Here is a 23,311-nt window from a genome sequence, read left to right on the forward strand (position 1 = left end):
GTGGAAACGAAACACGCAAGGAATTCAATATGGCCTCCATTCCTACAACAATTTTGAAGCTACTTTTTCGCGCCGGCATGAAGCGTGATATACGCGACCCGGACAAACTGGTAAGACATCTTCGCAGGGTGATGAACGCGCCTTTGGCCCCCTCTCTGCTGCCACGCGGAGTGCGACTCAAGCGAGGCAAGGTTGCAGGAATAGCTGGCCACTGGCTAGGCACCGCAGACCCACAAATCACCATACTCTACCTGCATGGTGGCGCCTTCATCGGCGGGCGGCTTGATACCTATCACCACTTTTGTGGCCGTTTGGCTCACGCCCTGAATGCGCGGGTCTTTCTTCCGGATTACCGACTAGCCCCTGAGCACCCCTTCCCGGCAGCAACGGATGACGCCTTTAATGTGTATCGTGAACTGATCGCAGACCCTCGCCCTGTGGTCATTGCGGGAGACTCTGCGGGAGGCAACCTGACGTTAGTCACATTGCTGCGTGCCCGTGATCAGCTGCTGAAAATGCCGGCTTGCGCCCTCGCCATTTCGCCGGCATCGGATGCGCGAGGCACCCTGATGTCCAGACAGGCGAATAGCGACAGCGATACCATGCTTTCCCATGGCATGATTGAGGTGGCAACGGATATCTATCTGGCCGGCGCGGACCCCGCTCACCCGTATGCCTCACCAATCACCGCGGATTTCACCGGCTTGCCCCCTCTACTTTTCACTGTCAGTAGCGAAGAGTGTCTGCGCGACGATACCCATGCAGCAGCACAATGCGCGCGAGATGCGGGGGTGCCCGTGCAGGTTCTGGAGCGCGATGATATGCCGCACGTGTGGCCCGTATTCACCTTTTTGCTACCAGAGGCAAAGCAGGACTTCCCTACCATCGTCCGAATTCTGGAAAAGTATCTGACCAGCAATAACGTCGGCAAAGCCCCATCCCAAACGGTCAATGCTAGCGATAGCGCCATAGTTGAGGTTGCATCATGAATATGGCTGCTGTTGCAATCCATAACCCTCGTCCCAGCGTTACTCCTGATCATGAAGTCATTATCATCGGCGCGGGAATTTCTGGAATTGGTGCGGCAATCCAGCTGCGTGCCGATGGCATCAAAGATATCTTGATCCTTGAGCGAAGCAAGGATGTGGGAGGAACCTGGCGCGACAACCGTTATCCGGGAATCGCTGTCGACATTACCTCGTTTACCTATTCATTTTCCTTCGAACAAAACGCAAATTGGTCTCGCGTTTTTGCGCCGGGAAACGAGCTTTACCAGTATACAAGACAGGTAACAAGCAAGTATGGCATCTACCCACTGATTCGCTTTGGTGTCGAAGTCGCTAGCGCCCGTTTTGATCTCGACAGCCATGTCTGGTTGATCGATCTTACGGATGGCAGGCGACTTAGTGCACGCCATATTGTCTCGGCCTGTGGCGGTTTGATATCACCCAAGATGCCAGATATTGAAGGGCTTGATACGTTCCAGGGCAATGTCATTCACACTGCACGCTGGCCAGATGACCTTGATCTTAGTGACAAGCGAGTAGCGGTAATAGGCACTGGCGCCACTGCAGTGCAACTGATTCCGAAAATTGCCCGCCAGGCTCGTCAACTTGACGTCTACCAGCGCACCCCCATCTGGGTGCTGAAGAAGCCGGATCAGACTCTGCCTGGCTGGCTCAAGGTATTGTTCCGAACCGTACCGGGCTTGCAACGCAGCCTTCGCGGCGCTACCGACACCGTCAGCGAAACCCTGATGGTGCTTTCCGCAATATATTACCGGCAGGCCCCTTGGCTGGTTCGCATGTGTGAAAAGGCGGGCATAAACAACCTGCGCGAACAGCTGCCCAACCGCCAGGACCTGTGGCAAGCACTGACACCGAAATACGGCTTCGGGTGCAAAAGGCCAACGTTTTCCAACGACTATTTCCGAACCTTTGCCCGAAACAACGTTGAGCTTGTCACGACCCCGATCAAGCGTATTACGTCCCGCGGCATCACCACCCAGGACGGCCGCTCACGGCGTATCGATACCTTGATCCTCGCCACCGGTTACAAAACCTTCGAGAAAGGAAATATTCCCTCGTTCGACGTCATCGGCAGCAACAACATCAATTTGGGCGATTTCTGGCATGACTACCGTTACCAGGCCTATGAAGGGTTGACCATTCCGGGCTACCCGAACTTTTACATCATGCTCGGTCCCTATGCCCTTATCGGCACCTCTTACTTCAAGATGGTCGAAGGGAATGCCATCCACCTCTCTCGCTGTATTCGCGAAGCCAACCGACGTGGAGCCAGCCAAGTGGAAATACGTCAGTCCGTCCATGACGCGTATTTCCGCAATATCCAGAAACGCCAGCAAAACACCGTGTTCCTTAACCACAACTGCGCGCTGTCGAACAGTTATTACTTCGACCATCATGGTGACGCGCCAATGCTGCGGCCCTCTACCTCTCTGGAAATGCTGTGGCGAGCCAAGCATTTACCGATGGATCACTACCGGTTCAGTGTACTGGCCGGGCACACTCCCAGCAGACACGACGGCGGGAGACAAGCCTGTGAGCCACATCCCCAGCTGCCAGAGAAGGGCATTCCGGCAAAACAAACAGATAACAATTCTCAGTGACTGTGCCAGAGAAAGTGTGGAGCCTGCTTGTACATGTCACGCCAGCAGAGCTCTCCAGATCCAGTTGACCGTGCGCTTTAGCGCTGCCCAGGAGGCGTTACACCACTCGATAACCCATGCCTGGTCAGCAACAGAACACGGCATCTCGTCATAGACGACGACTGGGCGTCACGCATTAATGTGTGACATTACCGGAGCGCCAGAGCACAACGTCATTACAGTCATGGACACAGACAGCTAAGCCTGAGACCAATATTGGTTGTTTAACCAAACAAACAGAAAATCAGAACAACTCACCATCTATAACCAGAACAGCCCCCTTTAGGAGCCTGAAATGTCTGCAAAAAAAACAAAACGGTTACCTCTCCTTTTCTTCACGTGCACTACAGCATTGCTCTCACCCGGCTTGGCCATTGGCGGTGCTGGCGACGGAGCGAGCACTTATGGGCTAGGCCCAATGAATGCCGGCACTGCCTTGGCATTCAGTCCTTTTGCATCCAACAGCTGGTCGGTGTACTACAACCCGGCCGCCATGGCCCGCTCCCCGGAGGGCGAACTGGGAGTCATTGTGCAGTATGGCGACCAGGAATTACGTGCCAAATCACTGGGAGGAACAGACCCTTTGGAGCGAGAGAATGATATCCTCTCTGACACCAGTTCCGAACTATTATTAATCGGCTTCAAAAGCCGCGTCGCCGGCATTTCCAGCATCGACAAGCCCATTTACTTTGGCCTGAACGTGGGTGTAGACCAATACACATCCAACCTATTGCCCTATCAGGCCAATACCAGCCAGAAAGGGCAGTTTCTACGCTATGAATCTCAGCCACTTTATCTCGCCTTTGGTGGCGCTATCAGCAACGTCCTGAGGGGCGTTGACGTCGGCGCATCAGCACGTCTTACCCTCCAGGCCAAAGCCAACCTGGAAGCAGTTTCAGACCTTGGCGGCAACACAGACTCTGAAAAACTTTCCCTGGAAGCCTCTCCATCCCTATCACCGGCACTAGGTATCAATATCCGCTCTGGAGAAATGTTTTGCGGTACAAGCGAGTGCATGCCTTTTGGAATGGATAAGATGGAGCTGGCTCTTTTCTGGCGGGGGGAAAGTAGCTATGAGGTATCCGTGGATGCCAATGTGGTTGTGCCGGGAGTTATCCCTGAACCAGGCCTGAGCCTAGCGCTTAGTACAATTGATACCTATCAACCTGAAGTTCTCGGCGCAGCCATTTTGCTTCCCGTTGGCAAATTCGAATTGACGGCAGGCATTGAGCAGCACAATTGGTCTGCGCTTGAAAGCGAGTTTGCCGACGATACTATTCGCGATCAGGCTAATCTAGCGTTTGACGACATCACCATTCCCCGAATTGGCGTTAGCTATCAGTGGTCGGAGTCCATGAAACTCTTTGCCGGCGCAGCCCTGGAGGACTCACCTTTAAAATCCAGCCGATCCCAGGACGTTAACTATCTTGACACCGATAAAAAGGTTTTCGGTCTGGGTGCCAGCTACCGTCTGTCCAGCGCGCCAATAATAGATATGCCATTAGAACTCTCCTTCGCTTACCAGTATCAAATGCTGGATGAAGCTGATTTCGAATTGACCTCCATCAACTCTTCCACCGATCCAGCCCCTTATGAAACGGTAAGGGCTGATGGTGAAATAAACGTATTTTCTTCCTCCCTGTCGCTAAAGTTTTAACAACAGGCATGCGATTAATACCAGGAGAAGAGCAATGAATAATAACCCCATCACAATCCACCAGTTTCTGATTAGTCTGGCGGTCGCCATAGCAGCCCTTCTGACCGGGTGCGGTGGCGATCAGGGCGATGTAAGCAATCCCTGGAGCACACCAGAGACATTAATTTTTTCTTACCCTTATCCTGGCCAGACCGAGGTTCCAGCTACCGCGCCAGTAATCCTGCGATTTTCCTCTGCACTTGAGCAAGAGGTTATTGATGACATTGACTCACGCCTACAGCTGGTCAGTGATACTGATGGGAATACCGTCATGGTTGACTATCAGGTGGTAGACAATGGCAGAGGCCTGGCCCTGTATCCTCAATCGCGGCTGGCTCCGGCGGAAGCGTACCATCTGGTTGTCAACGATGATGGCCTTGGAGCCATTGATGATAACTCCGTGGCCCGCGTTCGGTTTCGGACTGCAGGCAGTCAAGCCGGCGCATCGCAAACCATGGGAAGCGGCTCTTTCACCCTGCTTTCAGCCACGCCTCTAGACCAACCGTCATTGCTAGAGTCGATTGATGATGCCAGCCATCCCAACGACATGAGCACCTTCAGGATGTCGTTTAATCAGACGGTTGATCCGGCCAGTACAGCATATGGCGAAACCGGATCGGTTCAACTTCGTGACAACCTCGGTAAGTTGGTTCCCGCATCGCTATTTTTGCAGGGCCGCTACCTGACACTGGATCCTGACCAGGATCTGAAACCTGTGGAACACACATTAACGATTGCTGGGCTGCGGGCCCAGACTACCGGTGAACAGTTGCCGGAGTACAATCGGACTTTTGTTCCGGAAACCACACTTCCCCGTGCTACATCCGTTCTAAAAGTTGGTAGCCTTGGAGCTGAGCAACCTGAACTAGTGTCAACTTTAACCGGCAACCCGATCAATCAGGTGCCAGTACAATCCTTTGTGCTGGGAGATGAATCATTTACCGGGTTGAGCGGGGATCTAGCTGCAGATCTGGCTTTTGCTCCCAACTTTCCTAATGCCGTTCCACTGCGAGTACCCGCTGGTTCCGTACTCCGAGGCACCCCCGTGGACGTCAATATACTGGGCGAAATACCGTCCGGGCTGGAAACCGGTGAAGTCACCATCACGATACTCAGCGACGCTAATGGGTATCTGATCCCGAATCCATTCAGTGATTCCCCATCGTTCCCCCGCTATGCCCTGCTCAATATGGATGCAGCAATGACTGCCGCAGGTCAAGAGCCCAATGCGGCTCTCAGCCAGAATCTGCTAAATGTGCAGGTGGCGGGTTTAGCCGTTGTGAAAGATGGTGTGCTGGTACTGGATGCGGTCAGTGTTGTTGAACCTGAAGTACTGGGCTTGGAGAAGGCATCTGGCCTACTCTCATTTCGCATGGAGGCCTATCAAAACCAGCGCCAAGCGCCTACCCCAAGCCAAGACACTCGGCCTTTGCAGCTGCAGTCTTGGGCTCCGGGGGAAAAGTTCCAACCCAATGCAAGACCTGGTGACCCCGTTATCCTGAACTTCAACAAACCATTGAACCCAGCTTCGGTTTTCCTTGACGGTGCTGTACAGGTTTCTGTTGATGATGTAGTAAAGACGTACCCAATGCGACACGATGGCGCCACCATCATCATCGGGGGAGATATCCTTCAACATGGAAAAGACATCCAGATCAGCCTGTCCAGTATGCTTAGAGATACGCAGGGCAACCAACTTAACCAGGACCAAACCCTTGACATTCGTCTACCGGACTTCGTTCTTCCCAATGGCAACACCAATGAATTACGCGCGCCTATTGTCGCCGCCGTTTTCCCCGGTTACCCATGTGCGTTAACCGGTGCCATCCTTACGGGTAATCGCGATAACTGGCGGAATGGTCGATGCGTCGGCGGGCAAAATAGCGATCCGCTTTATCCAATACCAAACCTCTTTAAGGATTTCAGCATCAGGGTTATCTTTAGCCGCAGTATCGACACCGAAACGGTTAATGAGCAAACATTTGTTGTTGAACACTTCGATGCTGACAATAACGCGTGGAATCCCATCAACGGTCGTTTCAAAGTACTTGAACAACGGATCGAATTTTTCCCAGACACCGCATGGCAGGTTGATGAGCTTTACCGCTATACCCTGCACTCTGAGAAGGCGTCGCCAATTTGTGGCACCAATGCCATATGCTCTATTGATGGAGCCCCACTACAAACACGTCAAATTTCTCAGTCTAGCTCTACAGCGCCAAAACTTAGAGAAGGGGGGCCCGACCTAATCAACCATTTCGTAGTCACCGGCGAGGATGACCGCATCACACGTGTATCCTTGCGTTCACTCCCTGTCGCAGATGTTAACGCTACTCTTAGCATAGATGACAACGAGCAAGGCGCTGTGCCCGACGGTAACGGCGGAGCAGTTGCCGACGCCAACTACCTGCAGCTTAGGCTAAAAAGCAGGTCAGGTGTAATAACCAATGCCAACATTGGCTGCAGCATAGGCGACGATTGCCCGGAAAAGAAGTTTGCCTTTGTCGGGTCAGGTGCATTACAAGCGGGTGTAAGCCATTATGACTCGGATGTCCGCGTCAATCGCCGTCTAATCGATAGCGATCCCATGACGTCAAATGAAGTCACCGGCGCCGTCATTGCCAAAGTCTTCCCTACCGTTCTCCCAACGACCAGTGTATTTCTGGAAGCTCGTGCGTTGGGGTTAATCACGATACCACTAGATACCGGCCCCCTGGTGCTTCGGCTTGCATACGAAAATAATCAACCGATTACGGGCTATATTACCGAAACCCCAGATGGCCCCTGGTTTAGTACGACGTTTGACCTCATGGTGGATGCGCCAGAGTTAGAGCCACGGCTAATTATTGAGCTCGGCCATGACATACGCAGTAAGGTTATCACCGGAGTCACCTTGGAAGGCCCCCTGCGCTTTGTTGACGATGGCCGCCTGATTCTGAAAGTCCGCAATCCCGACCCTCTAACCATACCGGCCAAAATTGACCTCCTTAACATCGGCTTGGCCGGTGTCGAGCTGGAAGTTCCTCCCCTCGGCGTTGACCTTACCTTCACCTTTTTGCCGGTGAAGGATTTTTAACATCTTCCCCTTGTGCTTATGCACTTTCATGCCCTCCTAAGTGGGGGCTTTTTTATGTCCTACCCTTAAGCCACACAGGAAAGTGATCAGCTGTATCGACAAATAGGACTTTTCTTTCAGCTGATGAGACGCTACTATTTGGTTGTTTAGCCAAATAAATATCTATTGATGACTATGCATCCTCACGATATCCCCACAAAGCTCAACTTGAACGCTTCAAGTTTCTCGGCTGAGTCTGGCAGGGACATACAATTTCTTGGAAACGGCGGGTTGGTTCTTCGTGCGACCCAGTTCGGAGATCCGCAATCACCGCAGGTGCTCCTGCTTCATGGTGGCGGACAGACACGCCATGCCTGGGCACACACGGCAACAGCTCTGGCCAGAGCTGGGTACTGTGCTACCTGCATTGATGCACGAGGTCATGGTCAAAGCCAGTGGTGCCCTGAAGGTAATTACAGCGCCAGCGCGCTGGTAACGGACCTCCGAGCGATCATTGAGTCTCTTCCCTCATCACCCTATATCGTTGGTGCATCAATGGGCGGACTGACGGCCATGCTAGCCCTTGGAGAAGAGCCCCCCTTGGACTGTCGCGGGCTGGTATTAGTGGATGTGGCCCCGCGGCTTGAGACCAAAGGCGTTCGGAGGGTGATTGAGTTCATGCGCCGCCACCCTGACGGGTTCGACACATTGAGCCAAGTTCAAGATGCCGTGGCTGCCTATAACCCAACACGCAAAGCACCATCAAACGCACAGGGCTTACGAAAAAATCTCCGCCAGGACGCTAATGGCCGCCTCCATTGGCACTGGGATCCAGCGTTTCTCGATCACGCGGTAATCCCTGAAGGAGATGAAGGCATGTTCTGTCGAGCGCGACTCAATCGTGCAGCGAGCAGACTCAAACTACCGATATTACTAATCCGCGGCCATCACAGTGATGTACTCAGCGAAGCAGGAGCCCAGGAACTATTAGCCTTAGTGCCACATGCCAAGTACCGAGTGATCGGCCAAGCGGGTCATATGGTAGCGGGTGACCGCAACAGTATTTTTACCGGAGCAGTACTGGACTTTCTTCAGCACCTTGACCCGCAATGTATCCACATACGCTCCACCGATCGGAGACTTACACCATGAAACATAAACATCTCGACGTGCTGATCATTGGCGCGGGCCTTTCAGGCGTCGGTGCGGCTTGTCATCTGAGCCGCAAGTGCCCAGATTTACGATATGGCATCCTTGAGCGACGCAAGCGCGTTGGTGGGACCTGGGATTTATTTCGCTATCCTGGTATCCGTTCAGACTCAGATATGTTCACTCTCGGCTATAACTTTCGGCCCTGGACAGACACCAAGATGCTTGCCGATGGCCCCTCTATTCGCAATTACATCGAAGAAACCGCTGAGCATCATCAGGTCCACAAGAAAATTCATTTTGGCCTGAAAGTCACTGCCGAGGACTGGAGCAGCGAATTCAATCGCTGGACGGTTACCGCGTTGAACGAGGAAACCGGTGAAGAAGAAGTTTTCACCGCTGGGTTTGTCCTCAACTGTACCGGTTATTATAACTATGACGCCGGCTACACACCGAAAATTCCTGGAATCAATCGCTTTGGCGGCGACGTAATTCACCCGCAGCACTGGCCAGATAACTACGACTATACGGGTAAGCGAGTTGTCGTGATCGGCAGCGGCGCCACCGCCGTAACACTGGTGCCCGCGATGACCGACCGCGCTGCGCATGTCACCATGTTACAGCGCTCCCCTACTTATGTTGCCTCCGTCCCTGAGCAAGATCTCATCTCGAAAAACCTGCGCCGAGTACTGCCAGAAATGCTTGTTTACCGCATGGCGCGCACACGCAATATCCTGCTGCAGAGAACCGTATTTAACCTATCGATTCGTAAGCCCAAAGCGATCCGCAGATTACTGCTGGCCGCTGCTCGCAAACAACTGGGGCCGGATATCGACATGAAGCATTTTCAACCTCACTACAACCCATGGGAGGAACGAATGTGCGCAGTTCCCAAGGGGGATCTGTTCAAGGTGCTTCGTGAAGGCAAGGCTTCCGTGGTGACGGATCATATAAAAAATGTCACCAAAACCGGTATAAAACTGGAATCTGGGGATTGGATACCTGCCGATATTATCGTCACAGCTACCGGTCTGGATTTGCAAATGTTGGGCGGCGCAGAGCTACGTGTTGATGGTACGCACGTCAATCTCTCAAACACCATGATGTACAAAGGCTTAATGCTGGAAAAAGTGCCTAATATGGCACTGGTCTTTGGCTATACCAACGCGTCCTGGACCCTCAAGGCAGATATTGCCTCCGAATTTGTTTGTCGGCTTCTCAAGCATATGCGCAAGACAGGCGCAGAAAAGGTGACCCCTATCGACGAGGAAGGGTGTGGCTCTGATGTCAACTTTCTCAACCTTCGCTCTGGCTACATTCAACGTGCTGATGACCGCCTGCCACGCCAAGGCAACAAAGATCCTTGGCAAAACCTCAACGATTATCTTCACGACCTGCCGGCGCTTCGTTATGGAAAAATGAATGATGGCCACCTTAAATTCGAAACGACAAACCTACATAAAACGAAACGCAATCTCGTCCAAAAACTTCTGAGCAACACATCAATATAGAGGCGCAACGATGAAATCATTTTCAGGAAAAGTCGCGGCGATCACTGGCGCCGGGTCGGGCATCGGGCAAGCCACGGCGATTGCTCTAGCAAAAGAAGGCTGCCACTTAGCGATCTCTGATATCAGCGAAGAAAGCCTAGAGAAGACGGTCGAATTACTGGCAGGCTACGCCGTCAACATCAGCACTCATGTTGTTGATGTCAGCAACAAAAATGCGGTTTATCAATACGCGGAAGATACCGTATCAACACACGGAAAAGTAAATCTCATCATGAACAATGCCGGTGTGGGACTGGGTGAGACCGTCGAGAACATGAGCTATGAAAACTTTGAATGGCTGATGAATATCAATTTCTGGGGTGTCGTATACGGTACAAAGGCATTTCTTCCCCATCTCCAGAAAATAGGTGAAGGCCATATCGTCAATATCTCCAGCGTTTTCGGCATTATCGGTGTTCCAACCCAGTCAGCCTACAACGCCGCAAAATTTGCTGTTCGCGGATTTACAGAATCATTACGTGAAGAGCTGGATATCGCGGGCGGCCTTGTCAGCGCGACTTGCGTTCATCCAGGTGGAGTAAAGACCAACATCGCGCGTAATAGTCGCATGGGAGACATGGGCAGCATGAACATGGGCGACAAAGAAGAGATTGCCAGCATGTTCGAAAAAATTGCCATGACCACACCCGAAGCTGCCGCTAGAACCATCCTGAAAGGCGTGCGGAAAAACCGGCGAAGAGTTTTGGTAGGCGGTGACGCGGTCATGCTGGACACCACACAGAGACTGATACCCACAGGCTACCAACGCTTGCTTGAAATTATGTTTAAAAAACAGCAAAGCAGCAAAAATAAAAAAACGCATCAGGGCATGGCCTGACATTTTTCTCTTTAACTATCACATTATTGATTGGAGGCGATATGCGCTCGTCTAATACGGTAAAAAGCATTAAGAAACTCAGCGGCGCACTGGTGGGCATTCCACCGCGTCATATCAATTTTCAATTTCCGGATTCCATTCCAAAGTATTTTTATGCTGGAAATGCCACAGCAACGACTTTCTTTGCCATGCTCTCCGGTTTTTTCCCACCTGGTGAACGCTATTTCATGGAGTCCGTTAGACACTTTCGTGGTCAGGTTAAGGACGAATCTCTACGGGCGGCCATATCGGGCTTCATGGGGCAGGAGGCCATTCACGGACGAGAGCACGACAGGCTGAACCAGATTCTCGCCGAGTACGGCTATGACATGCAGTCGCCAGATCGGTTTGTCAAAATTGGCTTGGCCATACTAGAGAAGTTGCCGCCGAGCACTCGGCTAGCCGCCACCACGTTTATGGAGCACTTTACTGCGCTTCTCGCCGAGCAGCTGCTTGAAGACGAGAATTTTGTACGCCAGGCAGACCCTGAAATGCTCAAAATATGGCAGTGGCATGCGCTCGAAGAGCTGGAACACAAATCTGTTGCCTACGACGTATATGAGCTTATTGGTAACAGCCGTACAGAGCGCGTGGCTGCAGCCCTCGCCTCGATGGTCGTCTTGCTGCCGATGCTGGGCATCACCTGGAGCTGGATGCTTGTCAAAGACGGCCAGCTCGGCAACATCAGCGATAATGTTAAAGGTCTGAATATTTTGCTAGGTCGTAACGGGTTTGTATCGCAAATCCTTTCGCGCCTTCCTGAGTTCATTCAGCCGGATTTCCACCCTGATCAACATGACACCAAAGGGCTGGAAAAACTGTGGCGTGAGAAGTTGTTCGCTGAAGGTGGCCAACTGCATGAGCTGTATAGCAATCCGGCGGCATAATAATGCTCAAGGGGGTTTAGGGAACCTCTGAATAGTTGACGACTCTGTCACCACCGTTTGCTAAAAGACACACAAAAAAATGCCGGAATTGCTTCCATGCAACTCCGGCATTACACCTTTTATCATAGCTTTTCTCTAGCCGATCTTTATTGCGCATCCTCTAGAATGAATTGTGCCGCTCGCTCGCCAATCATCATACATGGCGCGTTCGTATTACCACTGATCAACAGTGGCATGATCGAGGCATCGGCGACACGCAACCCCTTCACACCGTTTACCCGCAGACGGACATCCACCACCGCTTTTTCATCACTACCCATTCGGCAAGTGCCGACGGGATGGTAGATTGTTTCAGCGCGCTGGCGAATATCCGCGTCAATCTGGTCATCACTCTCCACGCTGGAAGCCGGTTCGTCATCACCGCCAAAAGCAGAGCTGAAAGAATGACTGTGAAACACTTTTCTGGCTAGTTTCACGCCTTCACGGAGCACAAGAATATCGTCAGGATGAGAAAGATAGTTTGGGTCTATCAAAGGCGCAGCAAATGGATCGCTATTGGCCAATCGAATCTGTCCTCGACTCTTAGGCCTGAGTTGGCACACATGAATCGTACAACCAAACCCTGGCGTCAACTGACGTCCATGATCTCGAAGATAAGCCGGTAAAAAGTGTAGCTGAGCATCCGGACGATCCGGCTCGCTGAGCAGGCTGACAAAAGCCCCTGCTTCCGCCGCGTTACTGGCAAGAAAGCCGCGCCGATGACGAAAATACTGGTAGAAGGCACTAATCAGCCGAGGTATAAAAAACGGTGACATGCCGATTGATTGACGGCTTTTGTCCTTGATCATGACGGTCATATCAAGGTGATCTTGAAGGTTCTCCCCAACTTCCGGCGAGTCTTGCAAACAGGTGATGCCGATTTTCGATAGGTGCTCTCGCTCTCCAATACCCGACAACATCAGCAACTGAGGGGTATTGATCGCCCCACCGGACAGGATGACTTCTTTGTTCGTACGAATGACCGATTGAGCACCATCACTATCACAAATTTCGACGCCAATCGCCCTGCCGCAATCCAGTAACACCTTGGTTACCTGCACATCCGTCATGATGTGCAAGTTATCGCGGCCACGTGCAGGATCCAGGAAAGCACGCGCGGCACTCCACCGGCGCCCTTCTTTTTGTGTTACCTGAAACCGGCCAAAGCCTTTCTGTTCCGGCCCGTTAAAATCATCGTTTCGGGTATAACCCAGCTCTTCACCGGACTTAATAAACAGCGGGGTTAACGGGTTAACATCCCTGACTCGGGTAACATTCAGTGGCCCACCCACACCATGCCAATTGTCAGCGGAGTATTGTTCATTGTTTTCATGTGCATTGAATACCGGCTGCACATCTTTCCACGCCCACCCTGTTGCGCCTTGCGCTGCCCAGTCATCATAGTCTTGTTGTTGGCCTCGAATGTAGACCATGGCATTGATTGAGCTGCTGCCCCCCAGTGTTTTTCCTCGCGGCCAGTAGAGGCGCCTTTTATTAAGGTGACTTTGTGGCGCGGTGTCGTAGCCCCAGTTTCGCTTTCCTTGTTTAATTAGACCGATGAGTCCAAACGGAATATTAATAAAACCGCTATTATCGTGGGGGCCGGCCTCAATAAGACAAACGGAATACTTGCCGCACTCGCTTAACCGGTTGGCAAGAACACAGCCCGAAGAGCCCGCCCCCACGACGATAAAATCAAACGACTTCATTTTGCTTCTCCCCCGCCTGAATAAACCGTGACATGTGGTGCTCTCGGTCGCCATGACTCAATGATGCATGTGTCACCAGACGGAAGTAATGGCCAATGTTCAGCTCTTCCGTAACACCAACGCCACCATGGATCTGGATACCTTGCTGAGTGATACCAACGGCCCGGTTTGCGTAGTAAGCCTTTGCCGCCGCTGTCGCGCGCCCGCGCTCACCGACGTTTGCGCTCTCTCCTTTTACTGACACCATCAAGAGCATGGATTCCAGCTGCTGGAGATCAATAAACGCATCAACAAGGTAGTGCTGGATTACCTGAAAACTGCCAATCGTTCTACCAAACTGTTTACGCGTTCGAGCGTATTCCAGAGTGGCCTGATACACCTCTCGGCAGGCGCCGTACATACGTGCGCAGTCCAATGCGCACAGATAATCGAACCAGGCAGAAACCGCTTGCTTTGCCGCATCACCACGACACAAAACCATTTCGTCTGTGATGAGCACATCATCAAGCGTCAAACTGGCAGCACGGCTTCCATCGAGCAGTCGATATCTTTCAACGTCACAGGCGTCGAAAGGTAGCGCGACAATGACCAACTCATCACCAGACATAGCGGAGACGAGCACGGCGTCTGCAACGCCACCATCAGACACAACGTGCTTCTGCCCGGAAAGTCGTTCTCCGTTTAGCCTCAAGGAAGGGTTCAGCACGTGATAACCGGCATGCCGGTCATAAAGACCGCAAGCCACACGTGCCTCACCAGCAATAATGCGATCAAGCAACGCCAAGGATGTTGGCGTATTGGCGAACTCCAATAACTTGCCGGGGGAAACAATTAAATCGACAAAAGGGTCAAGACAAAGCGCGGCTCCTAACTCCTGAACAATGGCGCACACGTCAAGCAATGAGCCGCCATACCCTCCAACAGATTCAGCAAACGGAAGGCCAAACCAACCCAAATCATTCATGGCCTGCCAGCGATTCGCTTCAAGGTGATTACTCTCATTCAACTGTGCAATGTAGGTGTCAAATGAATAGTTGTCTTTAAGATAACGGCGCGCGGTATCCGCAATCATGGTGGTATTTTCGGGTAACTTGAAATCCATTTTTCACCTCACAATCCGAGCAACATCTTCGCCAACACGTTTTTCTGGATCTCGTTAGATCCACCATAGATGGTGCACGCACGCAGGAAGTTATAGCGGCGACTGGCCTGATTAAAAATTTGCTCCCCAATGGGCTCCTCGTTATCCCATGGCAAAGACATCAAACCTCCGATTTCCACCATCGCTTGGGAAACCCTTTGCTGTAGTTCCGTGCCTTTGATTTTCAGTCCTGACGATTCTGGGCCGAACGGCTTGCCTTCATCTGTGGCAGCAACGGTGCGAAAGTTGGTGTATTCCAGTGCCATAAGATCGACTTCCAAGCCAGCCAACCGACGCACCGCCAACTGCTTATCTGTTTCCGTTGGTAGCGCATCGATAGCACTTTTAAGGCGATTGATTTCGTAGTGAATATCCGCCACACCGGCAATGGTGGTGCGTTCGTGGGTAAGAAGAAACTTGGCAATGGTCCACCCCATTCCTTCTTGACCCACCAAATTTTCCACAGGCACTTTCACGTCGGTAAAATAGACTTCGTTAAGGTGATGATGCCCATCAATTGAATAAATCGGCCGTACTTCAAGCCCGGGGGTTTTCATATCGATCAGCAGGAATGAAATACCCTGCTGCTGTTTCACGGTGCTATCCGTTCGCACCAAGCAAAACATCATGTCTGCCCAATGGGCCTGTGTCGTCCAGATTTTTTGACCATTAACCAAATAATGGTCGCCATTACGCGTGGCTCGCGTTTTTAACGAGGCCAGATCTGAGCCCGCATTGGGCTCAGAATAACCTTGGCACCATAGCGTTTCGCCACGCTGAATGCCGGGCAACCACCGTTCCTTCTGTGCTTCAGAACCAAAGGTATATAACACCGGCCCAACCATGGCCACACCAAAAGGACTTGTTGGCGGAGCCCCTGCCGAGGCGCGTTCCTGATCGAAAATATACCGCTGGGTTGCGCTCCACCCTGGGCCACCAAATTGTTCTGGCCAAGTAGACGTGAGCCAACCTTGACTGCCCAGCAAACGCTCCCATCGTTGCTGCATATTCTTGTCTGGCATCGCTCCTCGGGCAGTACAGCGCCGAATATCATCAGGCACATTTTCCTTCATCCACTGCCGGATACTCTTACGAAATTCTTTTTCGTCATTACTGAAATCCAGATTCATGGAAGCCTCCAAGCCAATAAATTTCGCAATACAAGGTCATCAATTACTCAATTAACCTGTTTACCGTTGCTCTCCCAAAAGGGGGCTCGCAGTTCGTTTTTCAGCACCTTACCTGCCCCACTCACCGGCAACGACTCTGCCTTAAAATCAACGCTACGAGGCACTTTGTAACCTGCAATTCTTTCACGGCAATGTTCGATAATCTCTGCCTCACTGGCGTGCTCTCCTTCACGCAGCACCACGATTGCATGCACAGCTTCACCCCAGCGTTCATCGGGAATACCAATTACCGCGCACTCCTGTACCGCAGGATGGCTATAAATGGCACCTTCAACTTCAACAGAGAAAATATTTTCTCCACCGCTGATTACCATGTCCTTGGCTCGATCAACGATGAAGACAAATCCATCCTCGTCCATGTAGCCAAGGTCGCCGGTATGTAGCCAACCATTGCGCAAGGTATCAGCGGTTGTTGATTCCATTCCCCAGTAACCCAACATGACGTTTGGTCCCCGCGCACATATTTCGCCAACCGTACCTTGAGATACCACCTGATCATTTTCATCAAGCACCACCACCTCCACACCCAGTGCTGCGCGACCGGCGCTACGTAATTTTTCTCCGCCGGGAATGTGATGTTCTGGCCCGAGTGAGGTAATGATTGGGGAGGCTTCGGTCTGGCCATAGCCCTGAGCAAATGACACTGTCGGCATTTGTTCCATAGCACTAATCAATACCGCCTCTGGCATTGGCGAGGCGCCATACAGCATGCGTTTTATGCTGCTGACATCGTAATTGGCGATGCGCCCAGATGAGGCTAGAAGATTGACCATGGTCGGCACCAACAGGGTGTTCGTGACTTTCTCCTGCTCAATGAAAGCCAGCACTTCATCAACATCAAAGCGAGGAACAATGCCATGTGTCCCCGCAGCCAGTGTCACGGCAAACGTGCTGGCCATATCAGCCAAGTGGAACATGGGCCCGGCATGCATATATATGGTGTCACTGTCATAGCCCATCTCGGCAACCACGTTTAGGGCATTGAATACCAGGTTGTCATGACTCAGCATCACGCCTTTTGACCGCCCAGTGGTACCACCGGTATAAAACAGCCCCGCCAGATCGTCACCGCCAGCATTGGCGTCACGGATTCGATCGGCGTTGGCGACAAGGGATTCATAATCAATACACCCTTGTGGACACTCACCCTCACCCATGAAGACAACATGCTTGATAGACTCAAGCTGTGGCTGTAGGGATGGCAGCAATGCTGCAAAGGTGTCATCAACGAAAAGCACTTTAGAACCTGAGTCATTCAAGGTATAGGCGATTTCAGGTGGTGCGAGCCGAATATTGACGGGATTCACTGCCGCACCGGCCCACGGCACTGCATAGAAATACTCCAGGTAGCGATCGCTGTTTAATGCCAGTATGGCAACCCTGTCACCCGCATTGACGCCCAGACTTAGCAACCCGTTAGCAAGGCATGCGATACGGTCTTCAAACTCTCGCCAGGTTTGCCGCCGACCAGCAAAAACGGTAGCCGTACCTTGGCCGTTTAATTGAACCGCACGGCGCAAAGTCTGTGAAATATACATAACAGAACTCCTCTATTGAGGCAGAAAAGGAAGGGGGGAGGGTTGTTTATAGATTGGATTAGCTGGAAGCGAAGGCTCTCTTATAAATGAAGCGACCTCGGGAAACCTGGGCGCCATCAAGAAACACATCCACAACAACCACAATGAAGCGCTTTCCTTCACGAATAATGTTCGGCTTGGCCACCAACGTACCCGCAAAGGCCGGGCGCAAATAATCCAGAGTCATACTTGAACATACTGGCTTATTTTGTTCAGTCTGATTCGCTGTTAAGTGCGCGCCAGCAACAAGCTCCGCGAAGCTTGCGATAATACCGCCATGAAAAGTCTTGATCAGAGGGTTGCCAATGTGCTGCTCGCGAAACGGCATTTTATAGGTTGCTTCGCCATTATCGTCCGAAGCCGTCATACCAAGAAATTTTTCGTATGGTGATACATCGCCGACCACAGTAGAGAGAGCGGTTACCCTTTCTGTTTCGAAGCTGATGATTCCTTCATCATCGATTGTTTTTTTCTTGGAGGGGGCTATCTTATTGCTAGGATTCACAGATTGATCAAAGGACGGGCCTGCCGTTCCTATCGCAAAACTGCCTGATACCGACGCCAGCAAATTGCCGCCATCACGCCCAAATGCCTCTCCACGGACATAGGCAATATTTTCTTCAACTGCAAAACAGGTGACATTACATGCCACCCCTTCGCCAGCCTCGGGTTTAGCGATGAAATCAACGCGCAAGTCAATTGTCGCAATTGGGCGCATGTCGCCGAGGCGCACAAAAATCGCCAAACCACATGCCGTATCAAGCAAGGTAGCGATGGCTCCCCGATGAAGCTTTCCCTGTTGATCACAAACCTCTTCCACACAAGGCATGCTCATTACCGCGCCATCTTTGGTAGTGTCATCCATTGCGATACCAAAAACCCTGAACAACGGATGCCCTGAACCAAAAAAAGCCTTTGCGGCAAGCAGTTCTCTCGGGAGTGATGTCTCAGCTGTCATAGTTAGCAACTTTTTATCAGAATGTTGAAGCGGCATCCGCATACCGGGTCTCTGCAACACGCACAGATTCAATGGCGTCCGTTATTGCCTCTTCAGGGAATGTTTCACTTTCAGACCCCTTTCGCAGACAATCAGCCAGAGCGGACCATGCCGCAGCACTCGCGCGCATCAACTCGACCAAGCCTGCCTCATGTATTTCAGGAACAATTTCACTCGCTTCATCGAGAAATTCTGAATACATCGCTCTAAAACCGCTGCCCCCCGTTCCACGCTTCTCGATCACTTGATAGGCGAAACGGAGCAACCATTGCCATTTATCCACTGCCTTCCAGCGAGGAAGTTCCTGGATCCAAGTTGTTAGCGCTTGAATACCGTGATTCCTGCTTCCTTGCAGTAGATTATCTGCATTCTTCACAATCGCACTGCGCACGTTCTCGGGAGACACCTGAACCGAAACACTTTCGGGTGCGAACAATGAACCATGATGGATAAAGGGTGGCGACAAGGAGAATCTGGCTTCAACCAACTTGTCACGAGGCACCTCTAAAAGCCCTGGGCGCTCGGTATCGCTAACGAGCATCGTCTCGCCCTTCTCGGCTCGCTGCCAGGCGACGATGGCGTGACCGGGGAAATGTGTACTGCTCTTGAAATAAGGAAGGTAAAAAATATCAGTTAAGAGAAGCGCAGGCCGCCCCGCATCAAGATGGGCATCCAGCGCATCGGCGGCAGCACATTTATCTTGCCAAGTTTCCCAGCGAAACGGCACGCCCAGTGTAGAGAACACCGTTTCCTCAAATCCCATTGAACGGACATGGACAATAAACGGGGTGTCCGTGCCTGGTATTTCCACATAAGTAATACCAAGCCCGGCACCCAGCCCGAAGCAGAAAGCTTCCGTCAAATTAAGCCCATGAAACTCCAGCAGGTCTCTGATAGCTGAACTGCCACAGTGACGCCCAGGCCGATGTGTATGTGGAACATCGACGGTACTGGGGAGATCCTGCTTGTCTCCATGCATCAGGCTGCCTCACTCACTGGAGCCGGACCGTAAATGGTTTCCGATGCCCGCATCGGATCTCCATGAGTCTCATACTCCGCCAACCACGCGGCAACCTTCTCAGGCATACCGGTATCCCAAGGGTGAAATCCAGGGCGGAACCAAGCGAGGAAATCAGGCAGCATGCCTGTGAGAATACCTTTTCGCCCATAAAGCTTGTTCAGGCCTCGCAGAATCACACCAGGCTGGCGCGTTACGCCATCAAGCTTGAGCATATTCCAAAATACTGGAGCCACGACAAGGTGAACCATCAGGGTCGCAACCACCAACGCAGACGCGCGCGTCAAGTAGCCTCCACCTGCTGCGCCCTGATAAAGATCATAGGCCACGGCCTTGTGCTCTACTTCTTCGACCCCGTGCCACAGAAATAGCGCTCTCATGACGGGGTCAGCCTCGCTAAACATCTCGCTCTTCTCGCTGACCATGGTTTCGCCCAGGGTTGCCGTAAAGTGCTCAAACGCCGCCGTCATGGCGAGCTGATACTTCTTCGGCAGGTACTTTTGTGTGGTGCGAATAAAGGTCCTTAGATTCGCAGTGACCTTATCCACATCCACGCCCTGGCTGGCCATCACATCGTTGAAACGATCATGGACAATCCCGTGCTGACCTTCCTGGCGAATAAAGTGACGAATATCCTCGCTCAGCTGATCATCTGTCACTTGATCCTTGAAGTTACGCACTGACTGGATAAAGAAGCGCTCCCCCTCCGGGAAATGCACTGAGAGGGCATCAAAGAAGCGGGTCAGCACGGGGTCACCGCCATTCCAGTGCCGTGGCACTGACGAGACATCAAAAGCGACTTTGCGCGGCTGAATTGATACAGAACTCATAATTCCTCCAAATAAACAGGCTGTCTACGTAGTGACATCCCTTGATCTTATTTGGCTGAACAACCAAATGTCAATAACCTTAGGTCGCAAGTCTCCTCTGTGAAGCAGTCATTATGCATAAAGCTGCATTTAAATGGTTTTGGAAGTGTGGTCCGACCATGGAAGATACGCTGTATAAAATTGAATCGGTGTGCTGTTTTTCGAATATTTATCTTTCCCGGAATGCCGATGAAACTTCCACCTTGAACTTTCGATGCCTGCGGGATGAGCTGAATCTGTGCAAGATTCTAGTTATTGCAATATCCAGAATCGCAAAGAAAGAAGCGCAAGACTAAGTGATTTATCGCTGAACGTTCTGGAATGCAATCCACGACGAGGAAGACAGCACAGCAATGCGAGACCAGCAAACCAGCGCGCGAACTAACGTGAACATACATTCCGGGTGATTAAAGGTATCTTCGGCTACAGAAAGGTGCCACCTTGGCCAAGCCTAGAATACCAACAGGCTATATACCTTGGCGGGGCCAATAACCTGTTCGGAGTGAAACGGGAGCTGCCGCGCCTGATTGCTGCTTTTCTTGAGCATCATAAAACCGAAAAATGCACGATATTCAGGCCCGCCCTAACTCGTATGAGAATTCACCAAGCAGGTGCTGTCGAGAAGATGAGAGGCATGTTAGGCCGCAGCTCACCAACATCGGCCAACTAAATAGAGAAGAGCGATCGGCGTAGTATCGAACTATCCAAATACTACACAGAAACTTCAACTACCCGCATGAAGAGAAATGCGGCCACTATCCCAGATTTTTTCAACCATATATCACCTCTATGAAGCCAGGAAGGAATGGCCTTCCTGACCCTGTCTCATGGAGGTTTCATGATCATTCAATGTCCGTCCTGCCGTTCCATCCGCGTTGTCGCCCTGCAGAATGGCCGCAAGGTCGGCGGCTCTGTAGGCACGGTTGCAGGTGCCGCCAGCGGCATTGCCATGGCTAGCAGCGGTGCTCGCGTGGGCGCTACGGTCGGCCTGGCGTTTGGCCCTGCCGGGTCCGCCATCGGCGGTATCGCCGGTGCCGTGTTTGGCGGTTTGGCTGGCGGCGTGGCCGGTGGTGAAGCTGGTGCTGCGCTGGGCGCCAAGCTCGACGAGACCTATCTCGACAACCTGGAATGCCTGGATTGCGGACACAGCTTCCGCCTCGATGCCGAGTAAGTCCCACTCTCCCCTTACCACTCACACACCCCTGAAGCCCGCCCAGTGCGGGCTTCTTTATGCCGCTATGGAGGCCTGGATGGATATTCCCACTTTCGTAAAGAACGAGCAGGGCCTGTACCACGTACAGGGCTGCGTTAAGCCTGAGGAAATTGTCAGTACGGCGGCCACCATTCTTCTGGATGAGCTGACCGGTCGGGAGGCGCTAACCACTCCCACCGATGTCGCCCAGTTCCTGCAGATGGCCCTGGCCCAGAAGAAGAACGAGGTCTTCGCGGCCATCTTCCTCAACAACAAGCATAAGGTGCTCAGTTTCGAGCCCTTGTTCAACGGCACCATTGATGGCGCGGCGGTGTACCCCCGTGTGGTGGTACAGCAGGCCCTGGCCTGCAATGCCGCTGCCGTAATCTTCGCCCATAACCATCCCTCCGGGTGCTGTGAGCCCTCCCAGGCTGATCGCACCATCACTACCCGGCTCAAGGACGCTCTGGCCCTGATCGATGTGCGGGTCTTGGATCACTTCGTCGTGTCCCGCTCCGAGTGGGTCAGCTTAGCCCAGCGTGGCTGGCTCTGAGCCTTCACTCTTCGGCTTTTGCTCTACCACTGACTCAACCACCTCTTCTCATTCGTTAAGCCGCCCGTTTTGGGCTCATCGTTATTCTTGGAGATTTACCATGGCACATCTTGTCGAAAGCATGGCCTATGCAGGACGTACCCCCTGGCACGGGCTGGGCAACCAGCTCGCCGCCCAACAACCCCTCAATGTCTGGATGCAGGAAGCCGGCATGGACTGGGAGATCCGTGAGACCCCTGTTCGCTTCATTAGTAGCGAGGCCGGGGCTCTCGGGCAGATCTCATCCTTCCCGGATCAGAAGGTTCTGTTCCGCTCAGACAATCAGGCGCCTCTTTCGGTAGTGAGTAACCGCTTCAAGGTGGTTCAACCCCGGCAGATCCTGGAGTTCTACCGGGATCTCACCGAGCGCTCTGGTTTTGAGCTGGAAACCGCTGGCGTCCTTAAAGGGGGCCGCAAGCTGTGGGCACTGGCCCGCACCGGGCAAACAGGCTCCTTGGCAGGCAATGACCAGACCAACGGCTATGTGCTGCTGGCTACCGCCTGTGACGGCACCCTGGCTACCACTGCCCAGTTCACCAGCATCCGAGTGGTGTGTAACAACACCTTGGCGGTAGCTCTCAATGGCGCCGGCCAGGCGGTGAAGGTCCGCCACAACACCACCTTCGATGCCCAGGCTGTCAAGAAGCAGCTCGGGATCTCCGTCTCCGCCTGGGATGACTTCATGTATCGCCTGAAGGCCCTCAGCGAGCGGCGCATTACCCGCAAGACCGCCGAGAAGGTCATGCGCTCGGTCTTCACCGATGTGAACTACTCCTCTGGGGACATGCTGGTGAAGCCCAACGAACAGGCCATGAAGAAGGCCATGGCGTTGTATGACGGGGCCGGTCGCGGCGCGGAGTTGCCGTCAGCCAAGAACACGGCCTACGGCCTGCTCAATGCCGTCACCGAGTTCGTGGACCACGAACGTCGCGCCCGCAGTACCGACAACCGGCTGGATTCCGCCTGGTTCGGCAAGGGGGCCCAAATCAAGCAGCGGGCCCTGAGCCAGACCCTGGAACTGGTGGCCTGACTGATTCCCTACTCATTCTTTTCCCTCGACTAAAGCCCGACCCGCTCTGTGCCGGTCGGGCTTTTTATTGTTTGG

18 protein-coding genes are annotated in these 23,311 nt (G+C 52.5%); 11 read left to right on the top strand and 7 right to left on the bottom strand.

The features are described 5' to 3' along the window. Positions 1-29 precede the first annotated feature (29 nt). The 8 genes from C4S63_RS09480 to C4S63_RS09515 all read left to right on the top strand — a co-directional run bounded on the left by C4S63_RS09480 (position 30) and on the right by C4S63_RS09515 (position 11,882). Complete coding sequence (locus C4S63_RS09480) at positions 30-989, top strand: alpha/beta hydrolase (RefSeq protein WP_008930239.1); 960 nt, start codon at positions 30-32, stop codon at positions 987-989. Then, positions 986-2,629, top strand: a complete 1,644-nt coding sequence (locus C4S63_RS09485) for an NAD(P)/FAD-dependent oxidoreductase (protein WP_007149384.1) — start codon at positions 986-988, stop codon at positions 2,627-2,629. Before C4S63_RS09480 ends, C4S63_RS09485 begins: the two co-directional genes overlap by 4 nt. Positions 2,630-2,963: 334 nt before the next feature. Beyond that, positions 2,964-4,325: an OmpP1/FadL family transporter gene (locus C4S63_RS09490; protein WP_063509526.1), complete on the top strand. Its 1,362-nt coding sequence runs from the start codon at positions 2,964-2,966 to the stop codon at positions 4,323-4,325. A 34-nt stretch (positions 4,326-4,359) separates the two neighbouring features. Next, positions 4,360-7,440, top strand: coding sequence for an Ig-like domain-containing protein (locus C4S63_RS09495; RefSeq protein ID WP_103917426.1), 3,081 nt, complete (start codon positions 4,360-4,362; stop codon positions 7,438-7,440). Positions 7,441-7,614: 174 nt separating this feature from the next. Further along, positions 7,615-8,571: an alpha/beta fold hydrolase gene (locus C4S63_RS09500; protein ID WP_103917427.1), complete on the top strand. Its 957-nt coding sequence runs from the start codon at positions 7,615-7,617 to the stop codon at positions 8,569-8,571. Next, positions 8,568-10,079, top strand: a complete 1,512-nt coding sequence (locus C4S63_RS09505; protein WP_008930244.1) for an NAD(P)/FAD-dependent oxidoreductase — start codon at positions 8,568-8,570, stop codon at positions 10,077-10,079. Before C4S63_RS09500 ends, C4S63_RS09505 begins: the two co-directional genes overlap by 4 nt. A 10-nt stretch (positions 10,080-10,089) precedes the next feature. Beyond that, positions 10,090-10,956: an SDR family oxidoreductase gene (locus C4S63_RS09510; RefSeq protein ID WP_007150445.1), complete on the top strand. Its 867-nt coding sequence runs from the start codon at positions 10,090-10,092 to the stop codon at positions 10,954-10,956. Between the two features lie 41 nt (positions 10,957-10,997). Continuing rightward, positions 10,998-11,882 (top strand): metal-dependent hydrolase, encoded by an 885-nt coding sequence (locus tag C4S63_RS09515; protein WP_007149555.1) that lies wholly within the window; start codon positions 10,998-11,000, stop codon positions 11,880-11,882. A gap of 146 nt (positions 11,883-12,028) precedes the next feature. On the opposite strand, the gene C4S63_RS09520 is transcribed toward C4S63_RS09515, so the two are convergent. Genes C4S63_RS09520 through C4S63_RS09550 form a run of 7 tightly spaced genes read right to left on the bottom strand, consistent with a single transcriptional unit; the run spans position 12,029 to position 20,383 of the window. Continuing rightward, a complete protein-coding gene (locus C4S63_RS09520) occupies positions 12,029-13,630 on the bottom strand; it encodes a GMC family oxidoreductase (RefSeq protein WP_035248738.1) in 1,602 nt (533 codons plus the stop codon). Next, on the bottom strand, positions 13,617-14,732 hold the full coding sequence (locus C4S63_RS09525; RefSeq protein ID WP_035248740.1) for an acyl-CoA dehydrogenase family protein: 1,116 nt from the start codon (positions 14,730-14,732) through the stop codon (positions 13,617-13,619). Before C4S63_RS09525 ends, C4S63_RS09520 begins: the two co-directional genes overlap by 14 nt. 8 nt (positions 14,733-14,740) lie before the next feature. Beyond that, positions 14,741-15,901 carry an acyl-CoA dehydrogenase family protein gene (locus C4S63_RS09530; protein WP_007150215.1) on the bottom strand — a complete coding sequence of 387 codons (1,161 nt, stop codon included), beginning with the start codon at positions 15,899-15,901 and terminating at the stop codon, positions 14,741-14,743. 47 nt (positions 15,902-15,948) lie between these two features. After that, positions 15,949-17,499, bottom strand: coding sequence for a long-chain-fatty-acid--CoA ligase (locus tag C4S63_RS09535; RefSeq protein WP_035248742.1), 1,551 nt, complete (start codon positions 17,497-17,499; stop codon positions 15,949-15,951). 58 nt (positions 17,500-17,557) lie between these two features. Continuing rightward, on the bottom strand, positions 17,558-18,538 hold the full coding sequence (locus C4S63_RS09540) for a PaaI family thioesterase (protein ID WP_234999980.1): 981 nt from the start codon (positions 18,536-18,538) through the stop codon (positions 17,558-17,560). Continuing rightward, positions 18,513-19,514: a BtrH N-terminal domain-containing protein gene (locus tag C4S63_RS09545; RefSeq protein ID WP_022983819.1), complete on the bottom strand. Its 1,002-nt coding sequence runs from the start codon at positions 19,512-19,514 to the stop codon at positions 18,513-18,515. Before C4S63_RS09545 ends, C4S63_RS09540 begins: the two co-directional genes overlap by 26 nt. Then, a complete protein-coding gene (locus tag C4S63_RS09550; protein WP_035248744.1) occupies positions 19,514-20,383 on the bottom strand; it encodes a metal-dependent hydrolase in 870 nt (289 codons plus the stop codon). Before C4S63_RS09550 ends, C4S63_RS09545 begins: the two co-directional genes overlap by 1 nt. An 877-nt stretch (positions 20,384-21,260) precedes the next feature. Between C4S63_RS09550 and C4S63_RS09555 the strand changes: the two genes are divergently transcribed. The 3 genes from C4S63_RS09555 (at position 21,261) to C4S63_RS09565 (ending at position 23,236) form a co-directional block, all read left to right on the top strand. Continuing rightward, entirely contained in the window at positions 21,261-21,593 is a 333-nt protein-coding gene (locus C4S63_RS09555; RefSeq protein WP_035248785.1) for a membrane protein, read from the top strand. 79 nt (positions 21,594-21,672) lie between these two features. After that, complete coding sequence (locus tag C4S63_RS09560) at positions 21,673-22,167, top strand: RadC family protein (protein ID WP_063508940.1); 495 nt, start codon at positions 21,673-21,675, stop codon at positions 22,165-22,167. Between the two features lie 100 nt (positions 22,168-22,267). Next, complete coding sequence (locus C4S63_RS09565) at positions 22,268-23,236, top strand: DUF932 domain-containing protein (RefSeq protein ID WP_103917428.1); 969 nt, start codon at positions 22,268-22,270, stop codon at positions 23,234-23,236. Positions 23,237-23,311 lie beyond the last annotated feature (75 nt).

The organism is Alcanivorax sp. DSM 26293 (assembly GCF_900107995.1).
Classification (GTDB): Bacteria; Pseudomonadota; Gammaproteobacteria; order Pseudomonadales; family Alcanivoracaceae; genus Alcanivorax.

What these genes read in the sequence shown, in the direction of transcription:
- C4S63_RS09480 (WP_008930239.1), top strand. Translation starts at nt 30, where the DNA reads ATGGCCTCCATTCCTACAACAATTTTGAAGCTACTTTTTCGCGCCGGC.
- C4S63_RS09485 (WP_007149384.1), top strand. Translation starts at nt 986, where the DNA reads ATGAATATGGCTGCTGTTGCAATCCATAACCCTCGTCCCAGCGTTACT.
- C4S63_RS09490 (WP_063509526.1), top strand. Translation starts at nt 2,964, where the DNA reads ATGTCTGCAAAAAAAACAAAACGGTTACCTCTCCTTTTCTTCACGTGC.
- C4S63_RS09495 (WP_103917426.1), top strand. Translation starts at nt 4,360, where the DNA reads ATGAATAATAACCCCATCACAATCCACCAGTTTCTGATTAGTCTGGCG.
- C4S63_RS09500 (WP_103917427.1), top strand. Translation starts at nt 7,615, where the DNA reads ATGCATCCTCACGATATCCCCACAAAGCTCAACTTGAACGCTTCAAGT.
- C4S63_RS09505 (WP_008930244.1), top strand. Translation starts at nt 8,568, where the DNA reads ATGAAACATAAACATCTCGACGTGCTGATCATTGGCGCGGGCCTTTCA.
- C4S63_RS09510 (WP_007150445.1), top strand. Translation starts at nt 10,090, where the DNA reads ATGAAATCATTTTCAGGAAAAGTCGCGGCGATCACTGGCGCCGGGTCG.
- C4S63_RS09515 (WP_007149555.1), top strand. Translation starts at nt 10,998, where the DNA reads ATGCGCTCGTCTAATACGGTAAAAAGCATTAAGAAACTCAGCGGCGCA.
- C4S63_RS09520 (WP_035248738.1), bottom strand. Translation starts at nt 13,630, where the DNA reads ATGAAGTCGTTTGATTTTATCGTCGTGGGGGCGGGCTCTTCGGGCTGT.
- C4S63_RS09525 (WP_035248740.1), bottom strand. Translation starts at nt 14,732, where the DNA reads ATGGATTTCAAGTTACCCGAAAATACCACCATGATTGCGGATACCGCG.
- C4S63_RS09530 (WP_007150215.1), bottom strand. Translation starts at nt 15,901, where the DNA reads ATGAATCTGGATTTCAGTAATGACGAAAAAGAATTTCGTAAGAGTATC.
- C4S63_RS09535 (WP_035248742.1), bottom strand. Translation starts at nt 17,499, where the DNA reads ATGTATATTTCACAGACTTTGCGCCGTGCGGTTCAATTAAACGGCCAA.
- C4S63_RS09540 (WP_234999980.1), bottom strand. Translation starts at nt 18,538, where the DNA reads ATGCGGATGCCGCTTCAACATTCTGATAAAAAGTTGCTAACTATGACA.
- C4S63_RS09545 (WP_022983819.1), bottom strand. Translation starts at nt 19,514, where the DNA reads ATGCATGGAGACAAGCAGGATCTCCCCAGTACCGTCGATGTTCCACAT.
- C4S63_RS09550 (WP_035248744.1), bottom strand. Translation starts at nt 20,383, where the DNA reads ATGAGTTCTGTATCAATTCAGCCGCGCAAAGTCGCTTTTGATGTCTCG.
- C4S63_RS09555 (WP_035248785.1), top strand. Translation starts at nt 21,261, where the DNA reads ATGATCATTCAATGTCCGTCCTGCCGTTCCATCCGCGTTGTCGCCCTG.
- C4S63_RS09560 (WP_063508940.1), top strand. Translation starts at nt 21,673, where the DNA reads ATGGATATTCCCACTTTCGTAAAGAACGAGCAGGGCCTGTACCACGTA.
- C4S63_RS09565 (WP_103917428.1), top strand. Translation starts at nt 22,268, where the DNA reads ATGGCACATCTTGTCGAAAGCATGGCCTATGCAGGACGTACCCCCTGG.